We start from the raw sequence: 19,900 nt of genomic DNA, 5'->3' as shown, positions 1-19,900 counted from the left end.
GGTCGCGCGAGCCCGTGCACAGACGGGAAAGCGGCGGACGTGCCGTGCACGTCCGCCGCCTGCGGGGTGAACTGTCAGGAGCAGGTCACCTTGATCTCGAACTTCTTCGTGATCATCCCCGCCATCGGGTTCGCCATGTCGGCGCCCTGCGCCTCGCCGGTGATGGTGTAGGTGCTGCCGTCCACGGCCACCGCGGCCGAGCCGGTCTTCATACCGCCCATCTCCGATACCGCGAGCGCGCTGCCGTCGACGACCAGGCCGAGGGACTCCACCTTCGGCGTCTCCTCGTCGGTCATCACGACACCCAGCCCCTGCGCGCCGCCCCCGATGGGTGCACTGGCGACGTTGATCTTGCCTGCCTGCTTGACGCACGTCACCGACTCGAGGTCGAGGCCGGCGAGGTCCTGACCCTCGACCTTGACCTCGCTGCTCCCGTTGGTGCTGACCTCGCTGGTTCCGTTGCCCGCCACCGCGCTCGAAGCCGGTGTGGCCTCGCCCTTGTCGTCGGAACACCCGACCACCATCAGGGAGACCGCAACCAGTCCGACCCCTGCGGTGATGACTCGCTGCACGCCGATCAACATGTCTGCTCCTTCGTTCGCGTCGCCCCGATGGCGTCGTCGTGTGATCAGTACAGAGGGCTGCGATCGCTACCGATCCCAACTATCGGGCCGGTACGGTGACTGGGTGTCCGACACGAACGCGGCCGAACCGCCCGCTGACGAGCAGGCTCCCGTCGACGCGGAGGTGGTCGAGACCGCGCCGGTCGAGCCAGGTTTCGAGCCCGTCGTCCCGCCGGCACCGGCCGATACCGGCTACACCGCCAGTGGGGTGCCGACCTTCGATGCGGTGCGCGAGAAGATCGAGACCCGCTTCGGCACGTCGATGGGTGCCGCGGAACTCGCCGCCGAGACCCCCGAGGGCCGCAGCGTCGAGGAGCAGTACGAGGCGCGGCAGAAGGCGGCGGCCGAGCGGCTCGCACAGATCCGGGCGTCGATGAAGCCCACCGACGAATCCTAGAACCGGTGCGGCGCTTCACCGTCGAGGAGCGGCGTGCCCGGTTGGCGCGACGGCACCTGCTGGCCGACGGTACGAAACCGGACGTTGCGGGCGCGACCGCCCAGCTGGTCGGCCTGCACGCGACCGACCCGGCCACGCCGTATCTGACCCTGTGGGCTCGCCTTCCCGAGTTCGGCGTCTGCGACCTCGACCACGCACTGTACGAGGCTCGGTCGGTGGCCAAGCAGCTGGCGATGCGGCGGACGCTGTGGGTGTTCGCGACCGCTGATCTCGGGCTCGTGCAGCCGTCGTGCAGCGATCGCGTGGCGGACAACGAGCGCAGGCGGCTGATCGCGGACCTGGAGAAGTCTGGGGTCACCGACGACGGCGGAGCCTGGCTCGCCGCCGCATCGGCCGCGGTGCTCGGTCACCTCGCCGAGCACGGCGCCACCGGGGCGAAGGGTCTGCGCGATGCGCTACCGCAGCTGGCGGGTCACTACGACCCGGCTCCCGGCAAGACCTGGGGCGGAGCGACGCCGGTCGCACCGCGGGTACTCACGGTGCTTGGCGCGCAGGGCCGCATCATGCGCGGACCCAACGACGGGACGTGGACCACGTCGCGACCACGATGGGCGCTGACGCCCGACTGGCTGCCCACGGTCCCGCAGCCGTCGGCCCAGGAGACGGCGCGCGCCACGCTGGTCCGCAACTGGCTGCATACTTTCGGACCGGCCACGTTGACCGACATCACCTGGTGGTTCGGCAACACGAAGGCCTGGGCGCGGGCCGCCGTCGGCGAGACCGGCGCGGTGGAGGTGGAGATCGATCCGCAGGGAACCATCGGGTACGCCCTGCCCGACGACCTGGACCCCGAACCCGCCGTCGAGCCGTGGTGCGCACTGCTGCCCGGGCTCGACGTCACCACGATGGGCTGGCAGGCGCGCGACTGGTACCTGGGCGCTCACCGCGAGCAGGTGTTCGACCGCAACGGCAACGCTGGGCCGACGGCGTGGTCCGACGGCCGGGTAGTCGGCGGGTGGCGCCAGGACGCCGATGGCCGCGTCGAGGTCCAACTACTCGAAGACGTCGGTGCCGCCGCCCGGAAGTCGTTGCAACGCAAGGCCGACGAGCTGACCGAGTGGCTCGACGGCGTCCGGATCAAGCCCCGCTTCCCGTCACCGCTGTCGAGGGTCGGCTGACCCCTGAACCGCCGGCTACGCGCTCACCTTGCGCCGCCGCTTCGGCGCAACCGCCGGAGCGGCGGGCGGTACGGACAGCAGCTCGCCGAGGAACTGACCGGTGTAGCTCTCCGGAGTGGCGGCGATGTCCTCCGGGGTTCCCATCGCGACGACGGTCCCGCCGCCGCCGCCACCTTCGGGTCCCATGTCGACCACCCAGTCCGAGGTCTTGATGACGTCGAGGTTGTGCTCGATGACGATGACGGTGTTGCCCTTGTCCACCAGACCGTTGATGACCTTGAGCAACTTGCGGATGTCCTCGAAGTGCAGACCGGTCGTGGGCTCGTCGAGGATGTACACCGTGCGGCCGGTCGACCGCTTCTGCAGTTCGGCCGCCAGCTTCACGCGCTGGGCCTCGCCGCCCGACAGCGTCGGCGCCGGTTGCCCCAACCGCACGTACCCGAGACCCACGTCGACGAGCGTCTTGAGGTACCGGTGGATCGACGAGATGGGCTCGAAGAAGCCCGTGGCCTCCTCGATCGGCATGTCGAGGACCTCGGAGATCGTCTTGCCCTTGTAGTGCACCTCGAGGGTCTCGCGGTTGTAGCGGGCACCGTGACACACCTCGCACGGGACGTAGACGTCCGGCAGGAAGTTCATCTCGATCTTCAGGGTGCCGTCACCGGAGCAGGCCTCGCAGCGTCCACCCTTGACGTTGAACGAGAACCGGCCCGGCTGGTAGCCGCGCACCTTCGCCTCCGTCGTCGCGGCGAACAGCGTCCGGATCTTGTCGAAGACACCGGTGTAGGTCGCCGGGTTGGACCGCGGCGTGCGGCCGATCGGCGACTGGTCGACGCGGACCAGCTTGTCGAGCTGATCCAGCCCGTTGATCCTGGTGTGCCGACCCGGCACCTGGCGGGCGCCGTTGAGCTTGTTGGCCAGCACCGACGCCAAGATGTCGTTGACCAGCGTCGACTTGCCCGACCCCGACACGCCGGTCACCGAAGTCAGCACCCCGAGCGGGAACGCCACGTCGATGCCGCGCAGGTTGTGTTCGCGGGCGCCGACGACCGTGATCTGACGCTTGCGGTCGATCGGCCTGCGGATGTCCGGGACCGGGATGCTCTCCTTGCCCGACAAGTAGGCACCGGTAATGGACTTGGTGTTCTTCAGCAGGTCCTTGTAGGTGCCGCTGTGCACGATCTGGCCGCCGTGCTCACCGGCAGCGGGACCGATGTCGACCACCCAGTCGGCGTGGGCGATGGTGTCGAGGTCGTGCTCGACGACGATCAGCGTGTTGCCGAGGTCGCGCAACCGCACCAGGGTGTCGATGAGGCGCCGGTTGTCCCGCTGGTGCAGGCCGATCGACGGCTCGTCGAGGACGTAGAGCACGCCGACCAGGCCGGAGCCGATCTGCGTGGCCAGCCGGATGCGCTGCGCCTCGCCACCGGAGAGCGTGCCCGCGGCGCGCGACAGCGACAGGTAGTCGAGGCCGACGTCGAGCAGGAAGCCCAGCCGTGACTGCACCTCCTTGAGCACCTGGCCCGCGATTGCGGTCTCGCGGGAGCCGAGGGTCAAGGCGTTGAGGAAGCCCGAGCAGTCGGCGATGGACAGCTCGCACACCTCGGCGATGGACTTCGGGCCGTACTTCCCCGCCGTCAGCGAGACGGCCAGGATCTCCGGCTTGAGCCTGGTGCCCTGACAGACCGGGCACGGCACGTCGCGCATGAAGCCCTCGTACCGTTCCTTCATCTGCTCGGAATCGGTCTGCTCCATGCGACGGTGCAGGAACGCCATCACGCCTTCGAAGTCGGCGTAGTAGGAGCGGGTGCGCCCGTAGCGGTTCTTGTAGCGCACGTGCACCTGCTCGTTGCAGCCCTCGAGAATCGCCTTGCGCGCCTTCGCGGGCAGCTTGTTCCACGGCGTGTCGACGCTGAAGCCCAGCGCGTCGCCGAGGCCGGTGAGCATGCGGGTGAAGTACTCGGCGTTGTGACCCATCGACCACGGCGCGATGGCGCCCTCGGCCAGGGTGAGTTCGCCGTCGGGGACCACCAGCTCGGGGTCGACCTCCTTGCGGATGCCCAGGCCGGTGCACTCCGGGCAGGCGCCGTACGGGGAGTTGAACGAGAAGGACCTGGGCTCGAGGTCGTCGACCGCGAGAGGGTGGCCGTTGGGGCAGGCCAGCTTTTCGGAGAACCGCTGCTCGCGCTGCGGCGTGTCCTCCTCCTGGTCGACGAACTCCAGCACGACGATGCCGTCGGCGAGGCCGAGCGCCGTCTCCACGGAATCGGTGAGACGCTGCTTGGAGGAGGCCTTGACGGTGAGGCGGTCGACGACCACCTCGATGTCGTGCTTCTCCTGCTTCTTCAGCTTCGGCGGCTCGGTCAGCGGATACACGACGCCGTCGACGCGCACCCTGCTATAGCCCTGGCTGTTCAGCTTCTCGAAGAGGTCGACGAACTCACCCTTGCGGGTGCGGACGACCGGCGCGAGCACCTGGAAGCGGATGCCCTCGTCCATCGCGAGCACCTGGTCGACGATCTGCTGCGGGGTCTGGCGGGCGATCCGCTCACCGCAGACCGGGCAGTGCGGGGTGCCGGCGCGTGCGTAGAGCAGGCGCAGGTAGTCGTACACCTCGGTGATCGTGCCGACGGTCGAGCGCGGGTTGCGGTTGGTCGACTTCTGATCGATCGACACCGCGGGCGACAGACCCTCGATGAAGTCGACGTCGGGCTTGTCCATCTGGCCGAGGAATTGCCGGGCGTACGCCGACAACGACTCGACGTAGCGGCGCTGGCCCTCGGCGAAGATGGTGTCGAACGCCAACGACGACTTGCCCGACCCCGACAGGCCGGTGAAGACGATCATCGCGTCCCGGGGCAGGTCCAGGTCGATGCCCCGAAGGTTGTGTTCGCGTGCTCCCTTGACGATCAGGCGGTCAGCCAACTGATCCCTTTCCTGGTCCCATACCGCTTCCTACATCGCAGAAAGCCGTCCGGCGCCCATGCTATGTGCACCCTCCGACAAGTCTCAGCCGAGCCCGATACCGTGGCCTCCATGACTGGCTCACACATCTTGGTCACCGACGACTACACCGGCCACGTCGATCCCGGCGCCGCCGCGCGCCGAACACTGCCCGGCGCAACCATCGTCAAGGCTTCGGTGGGCCAGATGGACAACAACGCCTACCTGGTCACGTGTTCCCGAACCGGCGAGACCCTACTCATCGATGCCGCCAACGATGCGAACGTCCTGCTCGACCTCGTGGCGACCCACGCCCCGAAGCTGTCGCTGATCGTGACGACGCACCAGCATCCCGACCATTGGTTCGCCCTCGAGGAGGTCGCCGGCAAGACCGGCGCCCCGACCGCCGCGCACCAACTCGACGCCGAGCCCTTGCCGGTGCGCCCCGACCGCCTACTGGCCGACGGCGACACCGTCGAGGTCGGCGACCTCGTCTTCGACGTCGTGCACCTGCAGGGACACACCGAGGGATCGGTCGCGCTCGCACTCGGCGGAGACGCGACCGGGGGCGTCGTACAACTGTTCACCGGCGACTGCCTCTTCCCCGGCGGCGTCGGCAAGACCTGGCGGGACGGCGACTTCGAGCGGCTTCTCGGCGACGTCAGCCGCAAGGTGTTCGACGTCTATCCCGATTCCACGGTCGTCTACCCCGGCCACGGAGACGACACCACCGTCGGGGCGGAACGCCCGCACCTCGGCGAGTGGCGGGAGCGTGGGTGGTGAGCGGCTGGCCCACCCCCGACAAGCCCGGACCCGGCCAAGAGTCGGTCTGGGACTACCCGCGACCGCCCCGGCTCGAGGAGTTCCGCGGCTCGATCACCGTGGAGCTGGGCGGTCAGACCGTCGCCTCCACCGAACGTGGCTGGCGGGTGCTCGAGACGAGCCACCCGCCGACCTACTACCTGCCGGCCTCGGCCTTCGCCGACGGAGTCCTCCGCGAGGCCGACGGCTCGTCGTGGTGTGAGTGGAAGGGCCGGGCCAGCTACTACGACCTCGTGACCCCGACGCGGACGGCCACACGCGCCGCGTGGACGTACCACTCGCCGACGCGCGGGTTCGAGCCGCTGGCGGGAGCGATCGCCGTCATGGCGGCGCAGACCGACCGCTGCACCGTCAACGGCGAGCAGGTCCAGTCGCAGCCCGGGGGCTTCTACGGTGGCTGGATCACCAGTTGGGTGGTCGGCCCGTTCAAGGGCATCCCGGGTTCGATGGGCTGGTAGCCCGCCGGATCAGGACGTGTGGACGATGAGCACGTCGGTCTTCGACCGGCGCGCGACGTTGGCGGGCACCGATCCGAGCAGACGCCCGGCGATCGTGCTGAGGCCGACGTTGCCGACGACGAGCAGGTCGGCGTTCACCTCTTCGGCCAGCTCGACGAGCGCGTCGACGGGAGCGCCGACGATGGCCTTCTCCTCGATGTCCGTGGCCCCTGCGGCGTGGGCACGATCCCGAGCCTCACGAAGAATGGCGTAGATCGGGGCGTTGCCCGACATCTTGTAGCCCTCGTCCTTGAGCAGGTCGGCGGCGCGTGCGTCCTCGTTCTGCGGGAAGTAGGCGGTACTGACGATCAGCTTGGCGCCCGAACCGGCAGCGATCTCGCCTGCGCGATCCACTGCGCGCAGCGACGAATCCGAGCCGTCAGTTCCGACAACCACGGTCTTGTAGCTGCTCATGCATGCCCTCCAAGTATCGATTCCAACGCCACCGCCGAACAGTAACCGCTCGACCCGCGAGCGGGGTGCGATTCGCCGGATGGCGAGCGTTCTACCGGCACTGATGGTAACCGGAGGGCGTCGGCTCGCGGGCGAGTGGTGATGAACCGTACCCGTGTCGCGGGTCGGTGCCCGCGTCGCAACAGACGGGTCGTCGTGACCTGAGTCATGGTCGTGGTGACCGCCACGGAATCGTCGCCGCCGTCAACGGCTTTCGTCCTTCACGCCAACCTACTTGCGGTGACGCGGGTCGAAGTCGTGCGGCTCGGACTCTCCGACGGGGACTGCAAAGTCGGTGTCGGAGAACGTGTAGCGGTACCACGGCGCGTCGTCGCATCGCCCCAGTTCATGTCGAAGATTGCTGAACGCGCGGTAGACGACCTTGTACGGCTGGCCGTTGAAGTGCTGCAGGATCTCCTTCCACGTTCGCGGCGCCTCCCGGATCAGTGCCGCCATGTCCCTGGTCAACTCCTCCTCGGTGAGCGCGACGACGTCGGCCGGCGGGTCACCGAGCACGAAGGCAGTGCTGCGATCGAAGTGGGATCGCACGAAGTTGGGGCTGATCGGAATGGTGCAGTCCAGCCCGATCTTCGACGCCGTGCCCGGCGCGGCGTCATCGCCGATCATCGGGTCGACCGTCATCGTGTTGCAGTTCGGGATGGTCACGGTGTCCAGGTGCGGCATGTAGCGGAACGCCATCGCACACTGCACGGCGTTGTCGTCCCAGATGTCGACGTCCTCGTCGAAGACCATCGCGATCTTCGGGAGCCCCTGCTTCGAACACGTCAGCATCACCCCGAGCGCCTGCTTGGAGTCCCCCGCACCGCGGGTGTTGATCTTCGCGTAGGCGATGTTCGACAGTCCGCCGAGCGGGGCGCGAACCTCCTTGACGTCGATGCCTGCCATCGCGAGCCCGCCGTAGAGATCGGACTCGATCATCGGCAACTGCAGCATGTTGTCGGTGTACCAGGGATGGTCGCCGCCGATGGTCGCGTGCTGGAAGATGCCGCCTTTGCGAAAGGTCATCGCCTTCACGACGGCCCGGAAGTTGGCCTTGATGCCACCGCCGTACATTCCGGTGAACTCGCCGTAGGGACCCTCGTCGTGCGTCAGGCCCTCGGTGGCCATCAGCTCGCATTCGATGACGATTTCGGCGTTGGCTGGAACCAGCAGGTCGATCGTCTCGCACGCGACGAGTTTCGCGGGGTGACCGTAGAAGCTGCCTAGCACCTCGAAGTCGTCGGTGCCGGGCGGCACGCCGGTCAGCGCGGCCACCTTGTCGACGAGCGGTCCGCCGAGCACGATCGCCAGTTCCAGATTCTGCCCCTTGGCCTGTGCCGCTTGGGCGTTCAGTCGCGCCCGGTGCGAGGTGCAGGTCATGTCGAACAGCTTCTCGTTCTTCGTCCGGAACATGCTGCGGTAGATGCCCCAGTCGTACACGCCGGTATCGGGATGCTTGCTCACCACCATGTTGTCGTTGGTGTAGGCATGACCGTCGCGGTCGTGATGGAGGAACAGCGGCAGGCGGGTGAGATCCACGTCGTCGCCGGTGAGGATGACCTCCTTGCACGGTGCGGTGTCCACGATCTCCGGCTTGATGCGGCCCTTGCCGAGTTCGACCATCCGGCGCCCGGTTTCACTCTTGTCGCATCCGAGTGCCCATGCCGTCTGGTCCTGGTTCGAGTACGCGTTGGCGAGGAACTGGAACTCGCAATCGGTGACCTTCTCCACCAGTACCGCGGTCAGCGGATTCGCTTCCATCACCGCGGGGAGTTCGTCGACGCGCTTCTCCTCGGTGATGCGGACCAGCAAGCCGGCCTTCTCCATGTCGTCGACGAAGTCGCTCAGGCTCTGCTGGGGCATGTTCTTCCCTTGGTTGGACGGGGGCCGATCACTCGAAGGCCGCTGCCGGGTGGCCGGTTTCGACGTAGTCACGCAGGTGGTGCAGGAGCACGCCCCACGTCGTGTTGCACTTGCGGAAGTTGCCGTGGGTGCCGGGCCACCCGCCGTGCTGGAGTTCCACGACCGTGCGGCCGTCGGCCGAGCCCACCGTGAAGGTGGCCGTGGTGCCCACCGAGTCTCCGGGACCCTGGACGCAGCGCCAGACCACGCGGGTCGGGGCGTCCGACGTGACTACCTCCCAACGGAATTCGGGATGCCCGGCGTAGGCGAAGACCCAAACGCTTCCCACCTCACCGCTCCCACGGCTGCCGGGCGTGTGCCAACCCGTGACGCCGTCCAAGGTGGTCAGTGCCGCGAACACCCGGTCTGGTGGTCCGTCGATCTTGATCTCGTGGTCGATGTCGGGCACGAGGTGCTCCTACCTGCCGTGGTTGTCGAGTTCGGGGAAGTCGTACTGCTGCCAGCCGGGAACGTCGGCCACCTCGACGAACTCCTTGCCGTGTTCGGCGACCGAGGGGCCGCATGCGTCACCGGCGATCTTGATCACGGTGCCGTACGGATAGGTCGCATCGATGCCGAGGGCGGACCCCGTGCGCTGATCCAGCGGAATCGACTCGTCTATCGACGGATCCAGCGGGCCTGCCCCCAGGCCGTCGACCACGATCACGTCGCGCGCGGGCTGGCTGCGGAAGGACACCGCCCATTCCACCTGTTCGGAGTTCTGCACGTCGATGTCGGGGTCGACGACGATCACGGTCTTGGGCCGCACGTTGGTCGCCATCGCCGCGAGGATCGCCGCCCGCGCTTCGCCTGCGTACCTCGGCCGCATCGCGATCACGACGTAGAACGAGACGCCCCCGGATTGCGGGATGGCGACTCTCTCGATCGTCGGGAACTGGTGACGCATCATCTGCAGGAACGACGCCTCGAAGGCCAATTGCTTGAGCGTGTGGTTCTCCGTCGGCGGCACACCGGTGAGCAGCGCTTGAAAGTAGGCGCCATTGCGATGAGTGATCGCGGTCGGTCGCGCGATCGGCTTCATCGACGCCGGCGTGTAGTAGCCGGTGTACTCCCCCAGCGGTCCCTCCATGACCGTGGTACCGAAGACGACCTCGAACTCGATGACGAACTCCGCGCGGGCGGGCACTTCGACGTCGATCGTCCGGCACTTCACCAATTCGACCGGTGCGCCGCGGAGTCCGCCGGCGACCTCGAAGTCGTTGGTGTCGTCCGGCACCTGAATGGGACCGGTGTAGGCCAGCATCGGGTCGACGCCGATGACCAGTGCCGCATGGAAGGTCTTGTCGCCGCGGGCGACTGCCTTCGCCATGTTCTTGCCGAACCGGTGAAATGGCTGGGCCATGAACGACAGCGTGTGCGCGTCGATGATCTCGAAGCGGTAGTGGCCGATGTCCGGGACGCCGGTCTCGGGATCGCGGCTCACCACGATGCCGGGGGTGATGTACGGTCCGCCGTCGTCCGGGCTGTACCGCGGCACCGGCAACGTCGTGAGGTCGATGTCGTCGCCGAGGATCACGTTCTCGTGCACCGGCGCGTCGTCGACGAGCACCGGCGCGATCCGATGGGCCAAGCCGTCGAGGATGTGCGCGACGACCGAGTTCTCGTCGCAGCCGTAGGCGATCAAAGCCTTCGCCCGTGAGTTGTACACCCCCGCCACCAACGGGAAGTCCGTTCCGTTGTCGGTGAATACGAGCGCGGGTCCGGCCACGGACGCGCTCTTGCGCATCGCCTTGGCCACCTCCAACTCCAAGGCGACCGGCCGATCGACGTCGATGAGTTCACCGTCTACACGCAGCGCGTGCAGGAACTCCCGGAAATCCTGGAACGCCATGGTGGGATGCCCCATACTCTCTGCGTGAAGGTGGCGAGCAAATACAAGAACTACCGTGCCAAGATCACGGAGGCAAGGGGTAGGCGCTACCAGTGCCACCGATGACGGAGCGCTCCGAGTTCGTCGAGTTCGCTCTCGGCGTCTATGGGGCCGACGGCGTCTCGGCCGCCTGCCTGACGCTGCAGGACCGGTGTTCGGTAGACGTGAACCTCGTGTTTTTCGCGGCCTACCTCGGCGCCCGCCGGGGCAGGACCATCACCGCGTCGGACGTCGACCGGGCCGCGGGTCGGGTTCGGCGTTGGAATCGAGAGGTGGTGGCGCCCTTGCGGGATCTGCGCAACAGACTGAGCGACGGGCCCCCGCCCGCCCCGACCGAGGACACCGAAGCCCTGCGGAAGCAGGTGAAGGACGCCGAGTTACAGGCAGAGATGCTCGAACTCGCAGAACTGGCCACCCTCGACCACGACATCGGGATCGCTGACGGCGAAGGCGGTGCCGCCGAACGCGCCGCCGCAGCGATCGACGTGGTCCTGCGCGTCACGGGGACGTCCGCGCCCCGAGGCCGAGAAACCGACGCGGTGGGCGTGATCGCGTCGGCCGCGGCCCGGTATGGCGCGGCGTAGCCCGTGCGAAGAGTCATCGTGGCCATCACCGGTGCGTCCGGTGCCATCTACGGCATCCGCGCCCTCGAACTGCTGAGACAGGTCGCCGACGTCGAGACGCACGCGATCGTGACGCCGTCGGCTCAGCGCACCATCGCCCACGAGACGTCGTACTCCCCCGACGACGTCCGCACACTGGCCGACCACCTTCACCATCCCCGCGACATCGGCGCGGCCGTCTCGTCGGGTTCCTTCGTGTCGGCAGGCATGCTCGTCGCGCCGTGTTCGGTGAAGACCCTCAGCGGAATCGCCAACAGCTATGGCGAGGGGCTCGTCGTCCGGGCGGCGGACGTCTGCCTCAAGGAGCGTCGACGCGTCGTTCTCATGTTGCGCGAGACACCGTTTCACGCCGGCCACATCGATCTGATGGCGCGCGCCACGACGAACGGTGCCATCATCATGCCGCCGGTGCCCGCCTTCTATGCGTTGCCGACGAGCATCGACGACATCGTGCATCAGAGCGTGTCGCGCGCTCTCGAGCTGCTCGACGTCGTGGTGCCCGGCATCAAGCGCTGGGACGGCGGCTCGGCCGTCGCCGAGGAGACGTGAGCAGGGCAGGACTCACTTCCGACCGAAGTACAGCTCCTGCGTGGCGATGCAGATGACCCGTCCCGACCGGTCGTACATCGTCGCGGTGGCCAGGCCCCGTCCGTCGATTCCACTCGGCGAGAACTGATCCGAGAGCACCCATTCGGCGGGATCGAACGGCCGGTGGAACCACAGGGCGTGGTCGATGAGCGCGTTGAAGGTGGTGATGGGCGTGGCCCGTCGCATGACCAGGGCCGTCTCGAGCATCGTCGTGCCGGACAGGTACGTCAGGAGGCAGCTGTGCAGTACGGGGTCGGCAGGCACGGAATCGGTTGCCCGCCAGAACATCCGCAGGCGCGGCGACGGATCCGGGCGTTCGAGCGCCAGGCGTGGTGGCGCGTCGACGTAGCGGAGATCGAACGGCAACGGCCGCAACCAGTAGCCGTTGAGTTCGTCGACGTACTCCGCCAGCTGGTCCTGCATGGCAGGCAGCGTCTCCGGGTCCGGCGCGTCCGGCATCGCGCTCTGATGTTCGGGCCCACCGACCTCGGTGCTGAACGACGCGAGCGCCTCCAACAGCACCTGGTCACCCTGCATCGCCGTGATCCGACGAGTGGACAGCGTTCCGCCGTCGCGTGACCTCACGACCTCGAAGTCGACGGGAAGCCGGGCGTCGCCGGCGCGCAGGTAGTAGACGTGCACGCTGTGCGGCATGCGCCCCGGTGCGGTGCGACTGGCCGCCATCAGCGCCTGCCCGGCGATGTGTCCACCGACGATGTGATGCGCCGGATTGTCCAGCTGCGTCGCGACGAACTGCCCGTCGCCGACCTGCTCGACCTGCAGCGTGGAGATCACGTCGGCAAGCGACGGCGATGGAAAGCTCACGGCGGCATCATGCCGCAAGCCCGTCCGCTACCGCTCGGCCGACCACGCGGTGCCTTCGCACACCAGGTCCGTCGGTATGGGAAGCGTGCTCGGCAATTGCAGACCCATGTCGGGTAGCGCGCTGCCGATCGGAATGCCCGGCGGTGCAGGGACGACGGGCACGGGTGGCACCGCGAGCGCGGCGGCGTCGACGATTGGTGCCGCTGCGGCGGCCGCCGCTTCGGGCGCGATGGCGGGCGCCGGGATCGGTGCTGCGGCCTCGGTCAGTGTGGCGGTCGCCGGTGGTGGGAGCGGCTCGGCCGGTGGTGGTGGCGGGGGCTCGGACGCTGGCGGTGGTGGCGGGGGTGGCGGTGGCTCGGCCGCTGGAGGTGGTAGCGGCGGCGGCGGCTCTGCGGGAACCGGTAATGGCGGTGGTGGGGGCTCGACCGGAGCCGGGGGCGGTGCGGCGGCAGCGGCTTCCAATACTGGCGCTGCGGCTGGAACCGGCGATCCGGCCGGTGCAGCTGCGGCCATGTCCGCAACCGGGGCCGCAGGCACGGCGGGCGGAATCGCGACCGGTGGCGCGATCGCAGGCGGAAGGACAAGGGGTACCGGCACTCCGGCAGCAGGTACGGCGGCGGGTAGAGCAGTGCCCAACGGGATCGCGGTGGCCGCAGCGTCGACGACCGGTGCTGCCGCGGCCGCCGCAGGCGGGAGGGCGCCCGCAGCGTCGACCAGCGGAGCTGCCGTCGGCGCCGAGGCCAACGCCGGCGTGACGAGGTCGAGCGGCACCGTGGCGGCCGGTGGAACTGGTGGAGCAGGTGGCGGCACTGGCGGCGGCGGCACCGCGTTCACCAACGCAGCTGCGGCTGCGTCGTGCACCTCGGCCTGACTCGGCGGAGACGCGGCGAAATCCTGCACGATGCCCATGCACGGCACACCGGGGCTCACTCCGGGTTCAGCCCAGGCACTCGGACAAACCAGCAGTGCAGGCCAGAGCAGACCGGACGTGAACGCCGCCGCAGCCACCCGATTCGTCGCGCTCAACGTGCCTTCCCCGAAAGTATGTCGACGCGGGAAGTCCGCTACGGACGTGCGTCCTGAGAAACCTAACGCGTGACTGGTGTGGCGCAAGTGGTCACGAAGACGCGGTTACCGAACCGTTGCCGCGTAGAGTCGGATCGGAGACCACGTCCGGGTACGCCCGAATTTGCTGCGAGAACCGTTGTCGGCGAATCGAATTGACGGACGGCGTTTGCCCGGTCGACCCTGCACCGCTGCACTGGCTGGGACCCGGTGGTTAGGGCAGCTAAGCTGGATCACCATGAGGTCCACGAAGGCATCGGTCGCTGCGGCGATCACACTCGTCGGCATGTGGGCGTCGGCGGGCGTGGCCGTCGCCGAGCCGGCCCCGGCACCCGCGCCGCCGCCTGCCCCCAAGAACACCATCGACTCCGACGGCACCTATGCCGTGGGCGCCGACATCGCGCCCGGCGTCTACAAGTCCGCAGGCCCCATCGACGGCGGCGCCTGTTACTGGAAGCGCACCAGCGGCGAGAAGATGGTCGACAACGGGCTGACGAAACGTTCACCGGTGGTCACGATCGACCCCTCGGACACCTCGTTCACCACGAATGACTGCCAGACGTGGCAGCTGACCGACTGTTCGCAGTCCGTCTGCCCGCCTCCGCCTGGCCCACCGTCCGGCGCCATCGGCCCGATCCTGAGCATCCTCGGCTCCCAGCTCGGCTCGGCAGCAGGTGCGCCGCCCGCCGCGCCGCCACCGGCGGCCGGCCCCACCCCACCGGGTTAGTCCGGCTCGGACCAACGCGACACCGCCCGCATCACATTCGATGCGGGCGGCGTCTACGCGATGGTTACTGCTGGCGGCCGGGAGCGTTCTCCGACCCACCGGGTCCGTTCTGCGTCACGGTGACCGGACCTGCAGCGCTCTCGCACAGGACCTCTTGATCGTCCGATCCGGCGTCGACGGCCGTGGCCAGCGCCGTCACGTTGCCGACGTCCACGACGTCGCAGACCAGTGCGGTGATCTGCGCCGCCACGCCGACGTTGACGTCCTCGAGGACGGTGATGTCGCCGAGCGCAAGGTTGACCAGTCCGTCCTGAACCTGGACCGGAGCGGCGCTCGCGAGGCCGAGCCCTCCCGTGAACATCAACGACCCGCCGAAGACGGCGCCTGCTGCTGCTTTCACGAGCGTGTTCTTCATGGGTAACTCCTTTGGTGAGCGGAAGCAGTAAGCCGGCCCCCCGACCAGTCGTGCTGCATACCGGAGGCGGGAATGGCCCGCCAGCGCTAGGTGCACCTTCTGCTACCAGCTACTGAAATTGCCCAGGGTGCGGATACTCAAACCGAAATCACAGGAAATGTTAATGAGCAACGCGTACAATGCGGCCAGCTAATTAACTAGTGCGTAACTTTCGATCTTCATCACTCCACGTCAGACTCTGATCGGTACGTCGGGTGGCCAATCATGATCGTTACTGACCATCGAAGAAATCCTCCGAAGATCTTCGCGCAGGTCGCTGAGCAGCAGAGATCGGCAGAGTCGCCGAAACGGCGACGGATGTGTGGGTAACGGGCGCCTGCGCCGACTCGATAGACCGATTGCATGCCGTCGATCTCGGAATGGCCGAATGCGCCATCTCATCGAGTCAGGGCATATCGGCGGTGCGCAATGAATCGAAGGAGCATGAAGATGAAAGTCAAGAAGCTCGCAGCAACTTCGGCCGCCGCCGCCGCACTCTCCGTGGGAGCGCTCGGCTTCGGTTCCGCGACCGCCCAGGCCGATCCCGATTACTGGTGGATCGAGCCACCGCCACCCGGACAGGTCGGTCAGTTGATCGGCGTGCCGCCCGGACACGTCGGCCAGTTCGTGGGTGTGCCGCCCGGTCACTGGGACAAGCCATGGAAGTGGCTGAAGTAGTCCCGACGTCGGGTCGGTAACTCGGATCAACAAGCCTTCGCCGGGCTGAACACCGAACAGATGCGTTCGACCACCAGCGCTGAGTTCTGGTTCTCGATGAAGTGCCCACTGGCCGTCCTCGTCACGTGAGCCGCATCGAGCGCGTCGGCCAATCGCACACCGGCGTCCAGCAATTGGGGCCAGAACGCATTCGCATCGCCTCGGCCGAGGTAACCGAACGGCTCGTCCGAACTCAGGACGACGCTCGGGATGTCAGGCATGGGCGGTGCGGTGGTCAGGTTCGCCAGTGATTCGGGATAGTCGGGGCGCTCCGCGTCTGGCGTGCGCTCTGCCGCGGCGGCGATGTCAGCGACCCACTTGCTGCCACGATCCCTCTCCCAGCGTCGGTTCCAGATACTCGGAGGCCGGGTCGACCAGCACCAGGATCACGGCCGGCGAACCCGAACCGCTGCACTCGAGATGGATGGTCCGACCGTTGCCGACGTCCACGGGACCGTTGACCCGTGCAGCCTCGGCCGCCGCCGACGGAGTCGACGAGCCACAGCTGACCAGCACCGCCCGATCCGCAACACCTTCGAAGCCTAGGGCTGGACCTGGGGATCGGATGCCGCTCGGCGAAACCCGCTCCAGCTGTTCCCGGCTCATCGCGCCCCGCGGCGATCTACCATCCTGGAATGAACCGGACCGTCGTGGTTCTCACCGCCCTGCTGGCCCTGGCCCCGGGCGTCGCTGCGGGTCCGTTCACCGCACACGCAGAACTCCCACCACCTGGCACGCCATGTTCCTTCGCGCTGTCGCCGCCGCACGTGGTGCCATCCCCCGACGGCGACGTCGTCACCGCCACGGTGGCGCCGGCCGGGTGCATGGGCCCCTTCAGTCCCCGCCTGAGCGTCGTGTGCATCCAGCGCAGCGACACCACTCCCCAATGCAGTCAGGGGCGAGGATCGGGCACCACTCAGGTGTTCACGCCCCACGCACCGGGAGCCACCTACACCTCGACGGGCAGGGGCCTTGGCGCCGTGTTCAACGATGCCTCCGAGCCGAACTGGCAGCTGCTGGGGCCGGTCACCGCCGTCCTCTAGCGTCGACGGTCTTGCACGCGAGCGAGTGACGGGATTCGAACCCGTGTAAACGGCTTTGCAGGCCGGTGCCTAGCCACTCAGCCACACCCGCGTTGTCCATGACGATGCCAGCGTGGCCGGCCCGCGCCCAGGGTTTCGCTCCCCGTGATCGCTACTGGAGCGGCACCCCGACCGCCGGTCCGTTCTGCGGCCAGCCTTCGGGTGAGTCCTCCCAGGCCTCCTGGCGCCCGTAGGGCGTGATGTCGAGGAACGGATAGCCCGCCGATGATGGGTCCAGGCCGCGCGCGTAGGTGGTGTAGGTGTGGAACACCTCGTCACCGCGGCGCAGGAACACGCTGGCTCCCGGCCAGTCGCCCCGCAGGTCGTCGTCGGACCAGCCGTCGGCGTGCAGTTCCGCCAGCAATTCGTAGTTGTACTCCACCGGCGCGCGATCCGGGTCGAGCGTGACGTGGAGGTCGTAGGTGAAGTCCCCGTCGCGCGAGGAGTACCACGGGAACGTCCAGCCGTGCTCGTCCCGATAGCGGGCAATGGTGGCGTACGGCGCCCTCGACACCGCGACGAACGTGACGCCGCGGGCATTGAGCAGGGCTCGGTCCCGCTCGGTGAACGTGAGGTCCGCTGCCGCGGTGCAACTCGGGCAGCCACGGTCGGTCGCGTCGATCCACATGAAGTGGTGGACGTAGAGCTGCGGCCGGCCCTCGAACAGATCGGCAAGGCCGACCACGCCATCCGCACCCTCGAACGCATAGTCCTTCTCCACCTTCACCATCGGCAGCCGTCTGCGCTGGGCGTTGACCGCGTCGCGAAGATGCGTCGCCTCCCGCTCCCGCGCGAGCAGCTCCCGGCGCGCCGTCAGCCACTCGTCGCGGCTGACGACCTCCGGGCAGGCGGTCGAATCGATGGTCATGGCGTCCCCTCTCGAACGGTCACCAATGCAGACCGCCCGGCAGCCGGGAACTGATCGTCGATGCGACTGCCTCGCGATACCTTGTCGGCATGCTGCAGCTGCTCGCCGACCCACCGTTCTTCGGCGGCCCCGGACAAGGCACCCGCCAGATCGTCGAGTTGTTCGTGGCCTTCGGGCTGACCGCGCTCATCGGCCTGGAACGCGAGGTGCAGGGCAAGAGCGCCGGCTTGCGCACCCAGACGATCGTCGGCACCGCCGCTGCGCTGATCTTGCTGGTGAGCAAGTACGGGTTCCAGGACGTCCTGCAGCCTGACCTCGTCGTCGTGGACCCGTCCCGCGTCGCGGCCCAGATCGTCTCGGGTATCGGCTTTCTCGGAGCCGGCATCATCATCTTCCGCCGCGGCTCCGTCCACGGACTGACCACGGCGGCGGCGGTCTGGGAATCGGCGGCCATCGGGATGGCCGCCGGCTCGGGCCTGCTTCTGCTGGCCTGCACCGTCACGGCCATGCACTTCCTGATCGTGCTCGGGTTCATGCCGGTGGCCAGGCGGCTCGCATCACGGCTCAGTGGGTCGATCCGGATGCACGTCGTCTACGACGAAGGGCGCGGCGTGCTCACCCGACTGTTGCAGGCATGCGAGCGCCGCGGCTGGCAGCTCGCCGAACTCGCCAGCGACCCCGCAGGCGAACCGCTCGGCGCCGGGCACGGACAGTCCGGCATCGTGGTCACGTTGTCGGGCAACGGAATCGTCAACGCCCCCGGCGTGCTGGCGACGATCGAGGGCGTGACGGCAATCCGTCGACTCGACGACGACCCCGACCCGGACTAGGCCCGTTCCCGGCTCGCACGGTAGGACGCCACCGCGCCGATGACGGCCAACGCGGCGAACGTCGCGAACAGATACCGAGCGGCCGTCTCGTCGCCGCGATCGGTCATGTTCACCACGACGCCGGCCAGGCCCGCGCCGAACGCACCGCAGATCAGCTGCACGGTGTTGATCGCGGCGGCGGCCGTACCGCCCTCGGCCGGGTCGTCGACGGAGCCCATCGCCCACGCCGACAGGTGCGGCCACGCGATGCCCACCCCGGTCCCGGTGATCGCCAGCGCGACGACCCACACCGCGACGATTCCCGCCGTGGCTCCGTCCACGAGGGTCATCGCGCCCACCGCGAGGCCCGTCGCCATCACCAACGGCGCGACCATCACCAGCCGCCTGACGTTCCGGGGACCGGTCACCGAGGCGCTGGAGATCTCGCCGACGGTCCATCCGACGGCCAACGCCGCGCCCAGGAATCCCGCGGCCACAGGAACTAGCCCCGCCAGGCGCTGCCCGAACAGCGGCACGTACATGTCCACCATCGTTGCCGCCATCAACATTCCGAGCGTCAGGTAGATCCACTTCAGCGGGCCGGGTCGAAATGCCGTGGGCGGCAGCACCGATGCCGCGAGACGCCGGTCGACGACGAGGAACACGCCGATCAGCAAGGCGCCGACGCCGAGCAGGCCTGCCGTCAACGCCGCGTGCTTCGCGATTCCCGCCACGCTGATCGCGAGTGCGGCCGCACCGAGCAGCACCAGCGACCACACCGGGATTCGCTGCACGACCGGTCCATGTCCGGCACGCCGGGGTAGAGCGAATGGGACGAGGACCGCCATCGCCGCGGTGAGGATGGCAAGCACCCCGAATGCCCAACGCCACGAACCGAACTGGGCGAACAGACCGCCGGCCGCAGGACCGACGATGGTGCCGACCCCCCACATCGCCGAGACGAGGGCCGACGCCTTGGTCCACAACGACTGCGGCATGGCAGCGTTGATCACGGCGTAGCCGAGCCCGGCCATCAGACCGCCCGCGGCGCCCTGCACGACCCGCCCCGCCAGCAGGAGTTCCATGGTTGGCGCCACGGCGCACAGCACGCTGCCCGCACCGAACACCGACAGCGCCGCCACGTAGGACCGTCGCGGCCCGAGACGGGACAGCGTGGAACTGACCGTCGTGGCGGCGACGACCGAGGACACCAGGTACACCGTCGTCACCCACGCGTAGAGGCGTTGCCCACCGATCTCGGCGACCGTACTCGGCAGCAGGCTGATCGTGAGGAACTCGTTGGTCGCGTACAGCGCGACGCCACCGGCGAGGACCGTCGAGGCCCCGATGTGCTTCGGGCCCAACAGCTCGCGCCAACCGCTCCGGGCCACCTCGAGTTCCGTCATGCGCTCACGGTAGGAACTGAACCGCGGTTG

At 68.1% G+C, this 19,900-nt stretch carries 23 protein-coding genes and 1 tRNA gene; 10 read left to right on the top strand and 14 right to left on the bottom strand.

Annotation, left to right across the window (positions count from 1 at the left end; translation table 11 throughout):
* Positions 1-74: 74 nt before the first annotated feature.
* On the bottom strand, positions 75-572 hold the full coding sequence (locus tag LOK44_RS18280) for a lipoprotein LpqH (RefSeq protein WP_237571548.1): 498 nt from the start codon (positions 570-572) through the stop codon (positions 75-77).
* A gap of 175 nt (positions 573-747) precedes the next feature.
* On the opposite strand from LOK44_RS18280, the gene LOK44_RS18275 reads away from it, so the two are divergent.
* Both LOK44_RS18275 and LOK44_RS18270 read left to right on the top strand, forming a co-directional pair.
* Positions 748-1,020 (top strand): PspA/IM30 family protein, encoded by a 273-nt coding sequence (locus LOK44_RS18275; protein ID WP_237571547.1) that lies wholly within the window; start codon positions 748-750, stop codon positions 1,018-1,020.
* Positions 1,021-1,025: 5 nt separating this feature from the next.
* Positions 1,026-2,198 (top strand): winged helix DNA-binding domain-containing protein, encoded by a 1,173-nt coding sequence (locus tag LOK44_RS18270; RefSeq protein ID WP_237571497.1) that lies wholly within the window; start codon positions 1,026-1,028, stop codon positions 2,196-2,198.
* Between the two features lie 15 nt (positions 2,199-2,213).
* On the opposite strand, the gene uvrA is transcribed toward LOK44_RS18270, so the two are convergent.
* A complete protein-coding gene (gene uvrA, locus LOK44_RS18265; protein ID WP_237571496.1) occupies positions 2,214-5,123 on the bottom strand; it encodes an excinuclease ABC subunit UvrA in 2,910 nt (969 codons plus the stop codon).
* Positions 5,124-5,234: 111 nt separating this feature from the next.
* On the opposite strand from uvrA, the gene LOK44_RS18260 reads away from it, so the two are divergent.
* Complete coding sequence (locus tag LOK44_RS18260; RefSeq protein ID WP_237571495.1) at positions 5,235-5,924, top strand: MBL fold metallo-hydrolase; 690 nt, start codon at positions 5,235-5,237, stop codon at positions 5,922-5,924.
* Positions 5,921-6,421, top strand: a complete 501-nt coding sequence (locus LOK44_RS18255) for a DUF427 domain-containing protein (protein ID WP_237571494.1) — start codon at positions 5,921-5,923, stop codon at positions 6,419-6,421. The genes LOK44_RS18260 and LOK44_RS18255 overlap by 4 nt, the downstream gene beginning before the upstream one ends.
* A gap of 9 nt (positions 6,422-6,430) precedes the next feature.
* Here LOK44_RS18255 and LOK44_RS18250 read toward each other — a convergent pair whose 3' ends face one another.
* From LOK44_RS18250 to LOK44_RS18235, 4 genes are all read right to left on the bottom strand, one after another.
* Complete coding sequence (locus LOK44_RS18250; RefSeq protein ID WP_237571493.1) at positions 6,431-6,874, bottom strand: universal stress protein; 444 nt, start codon at positions 6,872-6,874, stop codon at positions 6,431-6,433.
* Between the two features lie 270 nt (positions 6,875-7,144).
* Complete coding sequence (locus LOK44_RS18245; protein ID WP_237571492.1) at positions 7,145-8,776, bottom strand: UbiD family decarboxylase; 1,632 nt, start codon at positions 8,774-8,776, stop codon at positions 7,145-7,147.
* A 28-nt stretch (positions 8,777-8,804) separates the two neighbouring features.
* Positions 8,805-9,224 carry an SRPBCC family protein gene (locus LOK44_RS18240; RefSeq protein ID WP_237571491.1) on the bottom strand — a complete coding sequence of 140 codons (420 nt, stop codon included), beginning with the start codon at positions 9,222-9,224 and terminating at the stop codon, positions 8,805-8,807.
* A gap of 9 nt (positions 9,225-9,233) precedes the next feature.
* The gene (locus LOK44_RS18235; RefSeq protein ID WP_237571490.1) at positions 9,234-10,667 is read right to left on the bottom strand and encodes a UbiD family decarboxylase; all 1,434 of its coding nucleotides are present in this window, start codon (positions 10,665-10,667) and stop codon (positions 9,234-9,236) included.
* Positions 10,668-10,768: 101 nt separating this feature from the next.
* On the opposite strand from LOK44_RS18235, the gene LOK44_RS18230 reads away from it, so the two are divergent.
* Together LOK44_RS18230 and LOK44_RS18225 are read left to right on the top strand one after the other, a co-directional pair.
* Complete coding sequence (locus LOK44_RS18230) at positions 10,769-11,290, top strand: TIGR02444 family protein (RefSeq protein WP_237571489.1); 522 nt, start codon at positions 10,769-10,771, stop codon at positions 11,288-11,290.
* A gap of 18 nt (positions 11,291-11,308) precedes the next feature.
* Positions 11,309-11,878, top strand: coding sequence for a UbiX family flavin prenyltransferase (locus LOK44_RS18225; protein WP_237571488.1), 570 nt, complete (start codon positions 11,309-11,311; stop codon positions 11,876-11,878).
* A gap of 12 nt (positions 11,879-11,890) precedes the next feature.
* On the opposite strand, the gene LOK44_RS18220 is transcribed toward LOK44_RS18225, so the two are convergent.
* Complete coding sequence (locus LOK44_RS18220; protein WP_237571487.1) at positions 11,891-12,742, bottom strand: acyl-CoA thioesterase; 852 nt, start codon at positions 12,740-12,742, stop codon at positions 11,891-11,893.
* A 27-nt stretch (positions 12,743-12,769) separates the two neighbouring features.
* A complete protein-coding gene (locus LOK44_RS18215; protein ID WP_237571486.1) occupies positions 12,770-13,768 on the bottom strand; it encodes a hypothetical protein in 999 nt (332 codons plus the stop codon).
* A 277-nt stretch (positions 13,769-14,045) separates the two neighbouring features.
* On the opposite strand from LOK44_RS18215, the gene LOK44_RS18210 reads away from it, so the two are divergent.
* Positions 14,046-14,534 (top strand): Rv1352/Rv1906c domain-containing protein, encoded by a 489-nt coding sequence (locus LOK44_RS18210; protein ID WP_237571485.1) that lies wholly within the window; start codon positions 14,046-14,048, stop codon positions 14,532-14,534.
* Positions 14,535-14,598: 64 nt separating this feature from the next.
* Here LOK44_RS18210 and LOK44_RS18205 read toward each other — a convergent pair whose 3' ends face one another.
* Positions 14,599-14,949 carry a hypothetical protein gene (locus LOK44_RS18205; RefSeq protein WP_237571484.1) on the bottom strand — a complete coding sequence of 117 codons (351 nt, stop codon included), beginning with the start codon at positions 14,947-14,949 and terminating at the stop codon, positions 14,599-14,601.
* A 489-nt stretch (positions 14,950-15,438) separates the two neighbouring features.
* Here LOK44_RS18205 and LOK44_RS18200 point away from each other — a divergent pair, with 489 nt between their 5' ends.
* Positions 15,439-15,666, top strand: coding sequence for a hypothetical protein (locus LOK44_RS18200; RefSeq protein WP_237571483.1), 228 nt, complete (start codon positions 15,439-15,441; stop codon positions 15,664-15,666).
* 26 nt (positions 15,667-15,692) lie between these two features.
* Here the strand turns inward: LOK44_RS18200 and LOK44_RS18195 are convergent, their stop codons facing one another.
* Positions 15,693-15,926, bottom strand: a complete 234-nt coding sequence (locus tag LOK44_RS18195; RefSeq protein ID WP_237571482.1) for a hypothetical protein — start codon at positions 15,924-15,926, stop codon at positions 15,693-15,695.
* 85 nt (positions 15,927-16,011) lie between these two features.
* On the bottom strand, positions 16,012-16,221 hold the full coding sequence (locus tag LOK44_RS18190; RefSeq protein WP_237571481.1) for a hypothetical protein: 210 nt from the start codon (positions 16,219-16,221) through the stop codon (positions 16,012-16,014).
* Positions 16,222-16,340: 119 nt separating this feature from the next.
* Here LOK44_RS18190 and LOK44_RS18185 point away from each other — a divergent pair, with 119 nt between their 5' ends.
* Positions 16,341-16,748, top strand: a complete 408-nt coding sequence (locus LOK44_RS18185) for a hypothetical protein (protein ID WP_237571480.1) — start codon at positions 16,341-16,343, stop codon at positions 16,746-16,748.
* Positions 16,749-16,768: 20 nt separating this feature from the next.
* On the opposite strand, the gene LOK44_RS18180 is transcribed toward LOK44_RS18185, so the two are convergent.
* Positions 16,769-16,839, bottom strand: a tRNA-Cys gene (locus tag LOK44_RS18180).
* 60 nt (positions 16,840-16,899) lie between these two features.
* The gene (locus LOK44_RS18175) at positions 16,900-17,655 is read right to left on the bottom strand and encodes a DUF899 domain-containing protein (protein ID WP_237571479.1); all 756 of its coding nucleotides are present in this window, start codon (positions 17,653-17,655) and stop codon (positions 16,900-16,902) included.
* Positions 17,656-17,744: 89 nt separating this feature from the next.
* Between LOK44_RS18175 and LOK44_RS18170 the strand changes: the two genes are divergently transcribed.
* Positions 17,745-18,485 (top strand): MgtC/SapB family protein, encoded by a 741-nt coding sequence (locus tag LOK44_RS18170; protein WP_237571478.1) that lies wholly within the window; start codon positions 17,745-17,747, stop codon positions 18,483-18,485.
* On the opposite strand, the gene LOK44_RS18165 is transcribed toward LOK44_RS18170, so the two are convergent.
* Positions 18,482-19,870, bottom strand: coding sequence for an MFS transporter (locus LOK44_RS18165; protein WP_237571477.1), 1,389 nt, complete (start codon positions 19,868-19,870; stop codon positions 18,482-18,484). The genes LOK44_RS18170 and LOK44_RS18165 overlap by 4 nt on opposite strands.
* Positions 19,871-19,900 lie beyond the last annotated feature (30 nt).

The sequence above is a fragment of the Mycolicibacterium lacusdiani genome (genome assembly GCF_021916785.1).
Taxonomy (GTDB): Bacteria; Actinomycetota; Actinomycetes; order Mycobacteriales; family Mycobacteriaceae; genus Mycobacterium; species Mycobacterium lacusdiani.
The sequence above is the reverse complement of the archived record's forward strand: the minus strand, read 5'-3'. Positions and strand labels throughout refer to the sequence as shown.

Coding starts and splice junctions, on each gene's coding strand:
- LOK44_RS18165 (WP_237571477.1), bottom strand. CDS start 19,870: ATGACGGAACTCGAGGTGGCCCGGAGCGGTTGGCGCGAGCTGTTGGGC.
- LOK44_RS18170 (WP_237571478.1), top strand. CDS start 17,745: ATGCTGCAGCTGCTCGCCGACCCACCGTTCTTCGGCGGCCCCGGACAA.
- LOK44_RS18175 (WP_237571479.1), bottom strand. CDS start 17,655: ATGACCATCGATTCGACCGCCTGCCCGGAGGTCGTCAGCCGCGACGAG.
- LOK44_RS18250 (WP_237571493.1), bottom strand. CDS start 6,874: ATGAGCAGCTACAAGACCGTGGTTGTCGGAACTGACGGCTCGGATTCG.
- LOK44_RS18205 (WP_237571484.1), bottom strand. CDS start 14,949: ATGAAGAACACGCTCGTGAAAGCAGCAGCAGGCGCCGTCTTCGGCGGG.
- LOK44_RS18185 (WP_237571480.1), top strand. CDS start 16,341: ATGAACCGGACCGTCGTGGTTCTCACCGCCCTGCTGGCCCTGGCCCCG.
- LOK44_RS18245 (WP_237571492.1), bottom strand. CDS start 8,776: ATGCCCCAGCAGAGCCTGAGCGACTTCGTCGACGACATGGAGAAGGCC.
- LOK44_RS18260 (WP_237571495.1), top strand. CDS start 5,235: ATGACTGGCTCACACATCTTGGTCACCGACGACTACACCGGCCACGTC.
- LOK44_RS18235 (WP_237571490.1), bottom strand. CDS start 10,667: ATGGCGTTCCAGGATTTCCGGGAGTTCCTGCACGCGCTGCGTGTAGAC.
- LOK44_RS18210 (WP_237571485.1), top strand. CDS start 14,046: ATGAGGTCCACGAAGGCATCGGTCGCTGCGGCGATCACACTCGTCGGC.
- LOK44_RS18230 (WP_237571489.1), top strand. CDS start 10,769: ATGACGGAGCGCTCCGAGTTCGTCGAGTTCGCTCTCGGCGTCTATGGG.
- LOK44_RS18200 (WP_237571483.1), top strand. CDS start 15,439: ATGAAAGTCAAGAAGCTCGCAGCAACTTCGGCCGCCGCCGCCGCACTC.
- LOK44_RS18195 (WP_237571482.1), bottom strand. CDS start 15,926: ATGCCTGACATCCCGAGCGTCGTCCTGAGTTCGGACGAGCCGTTCGGT.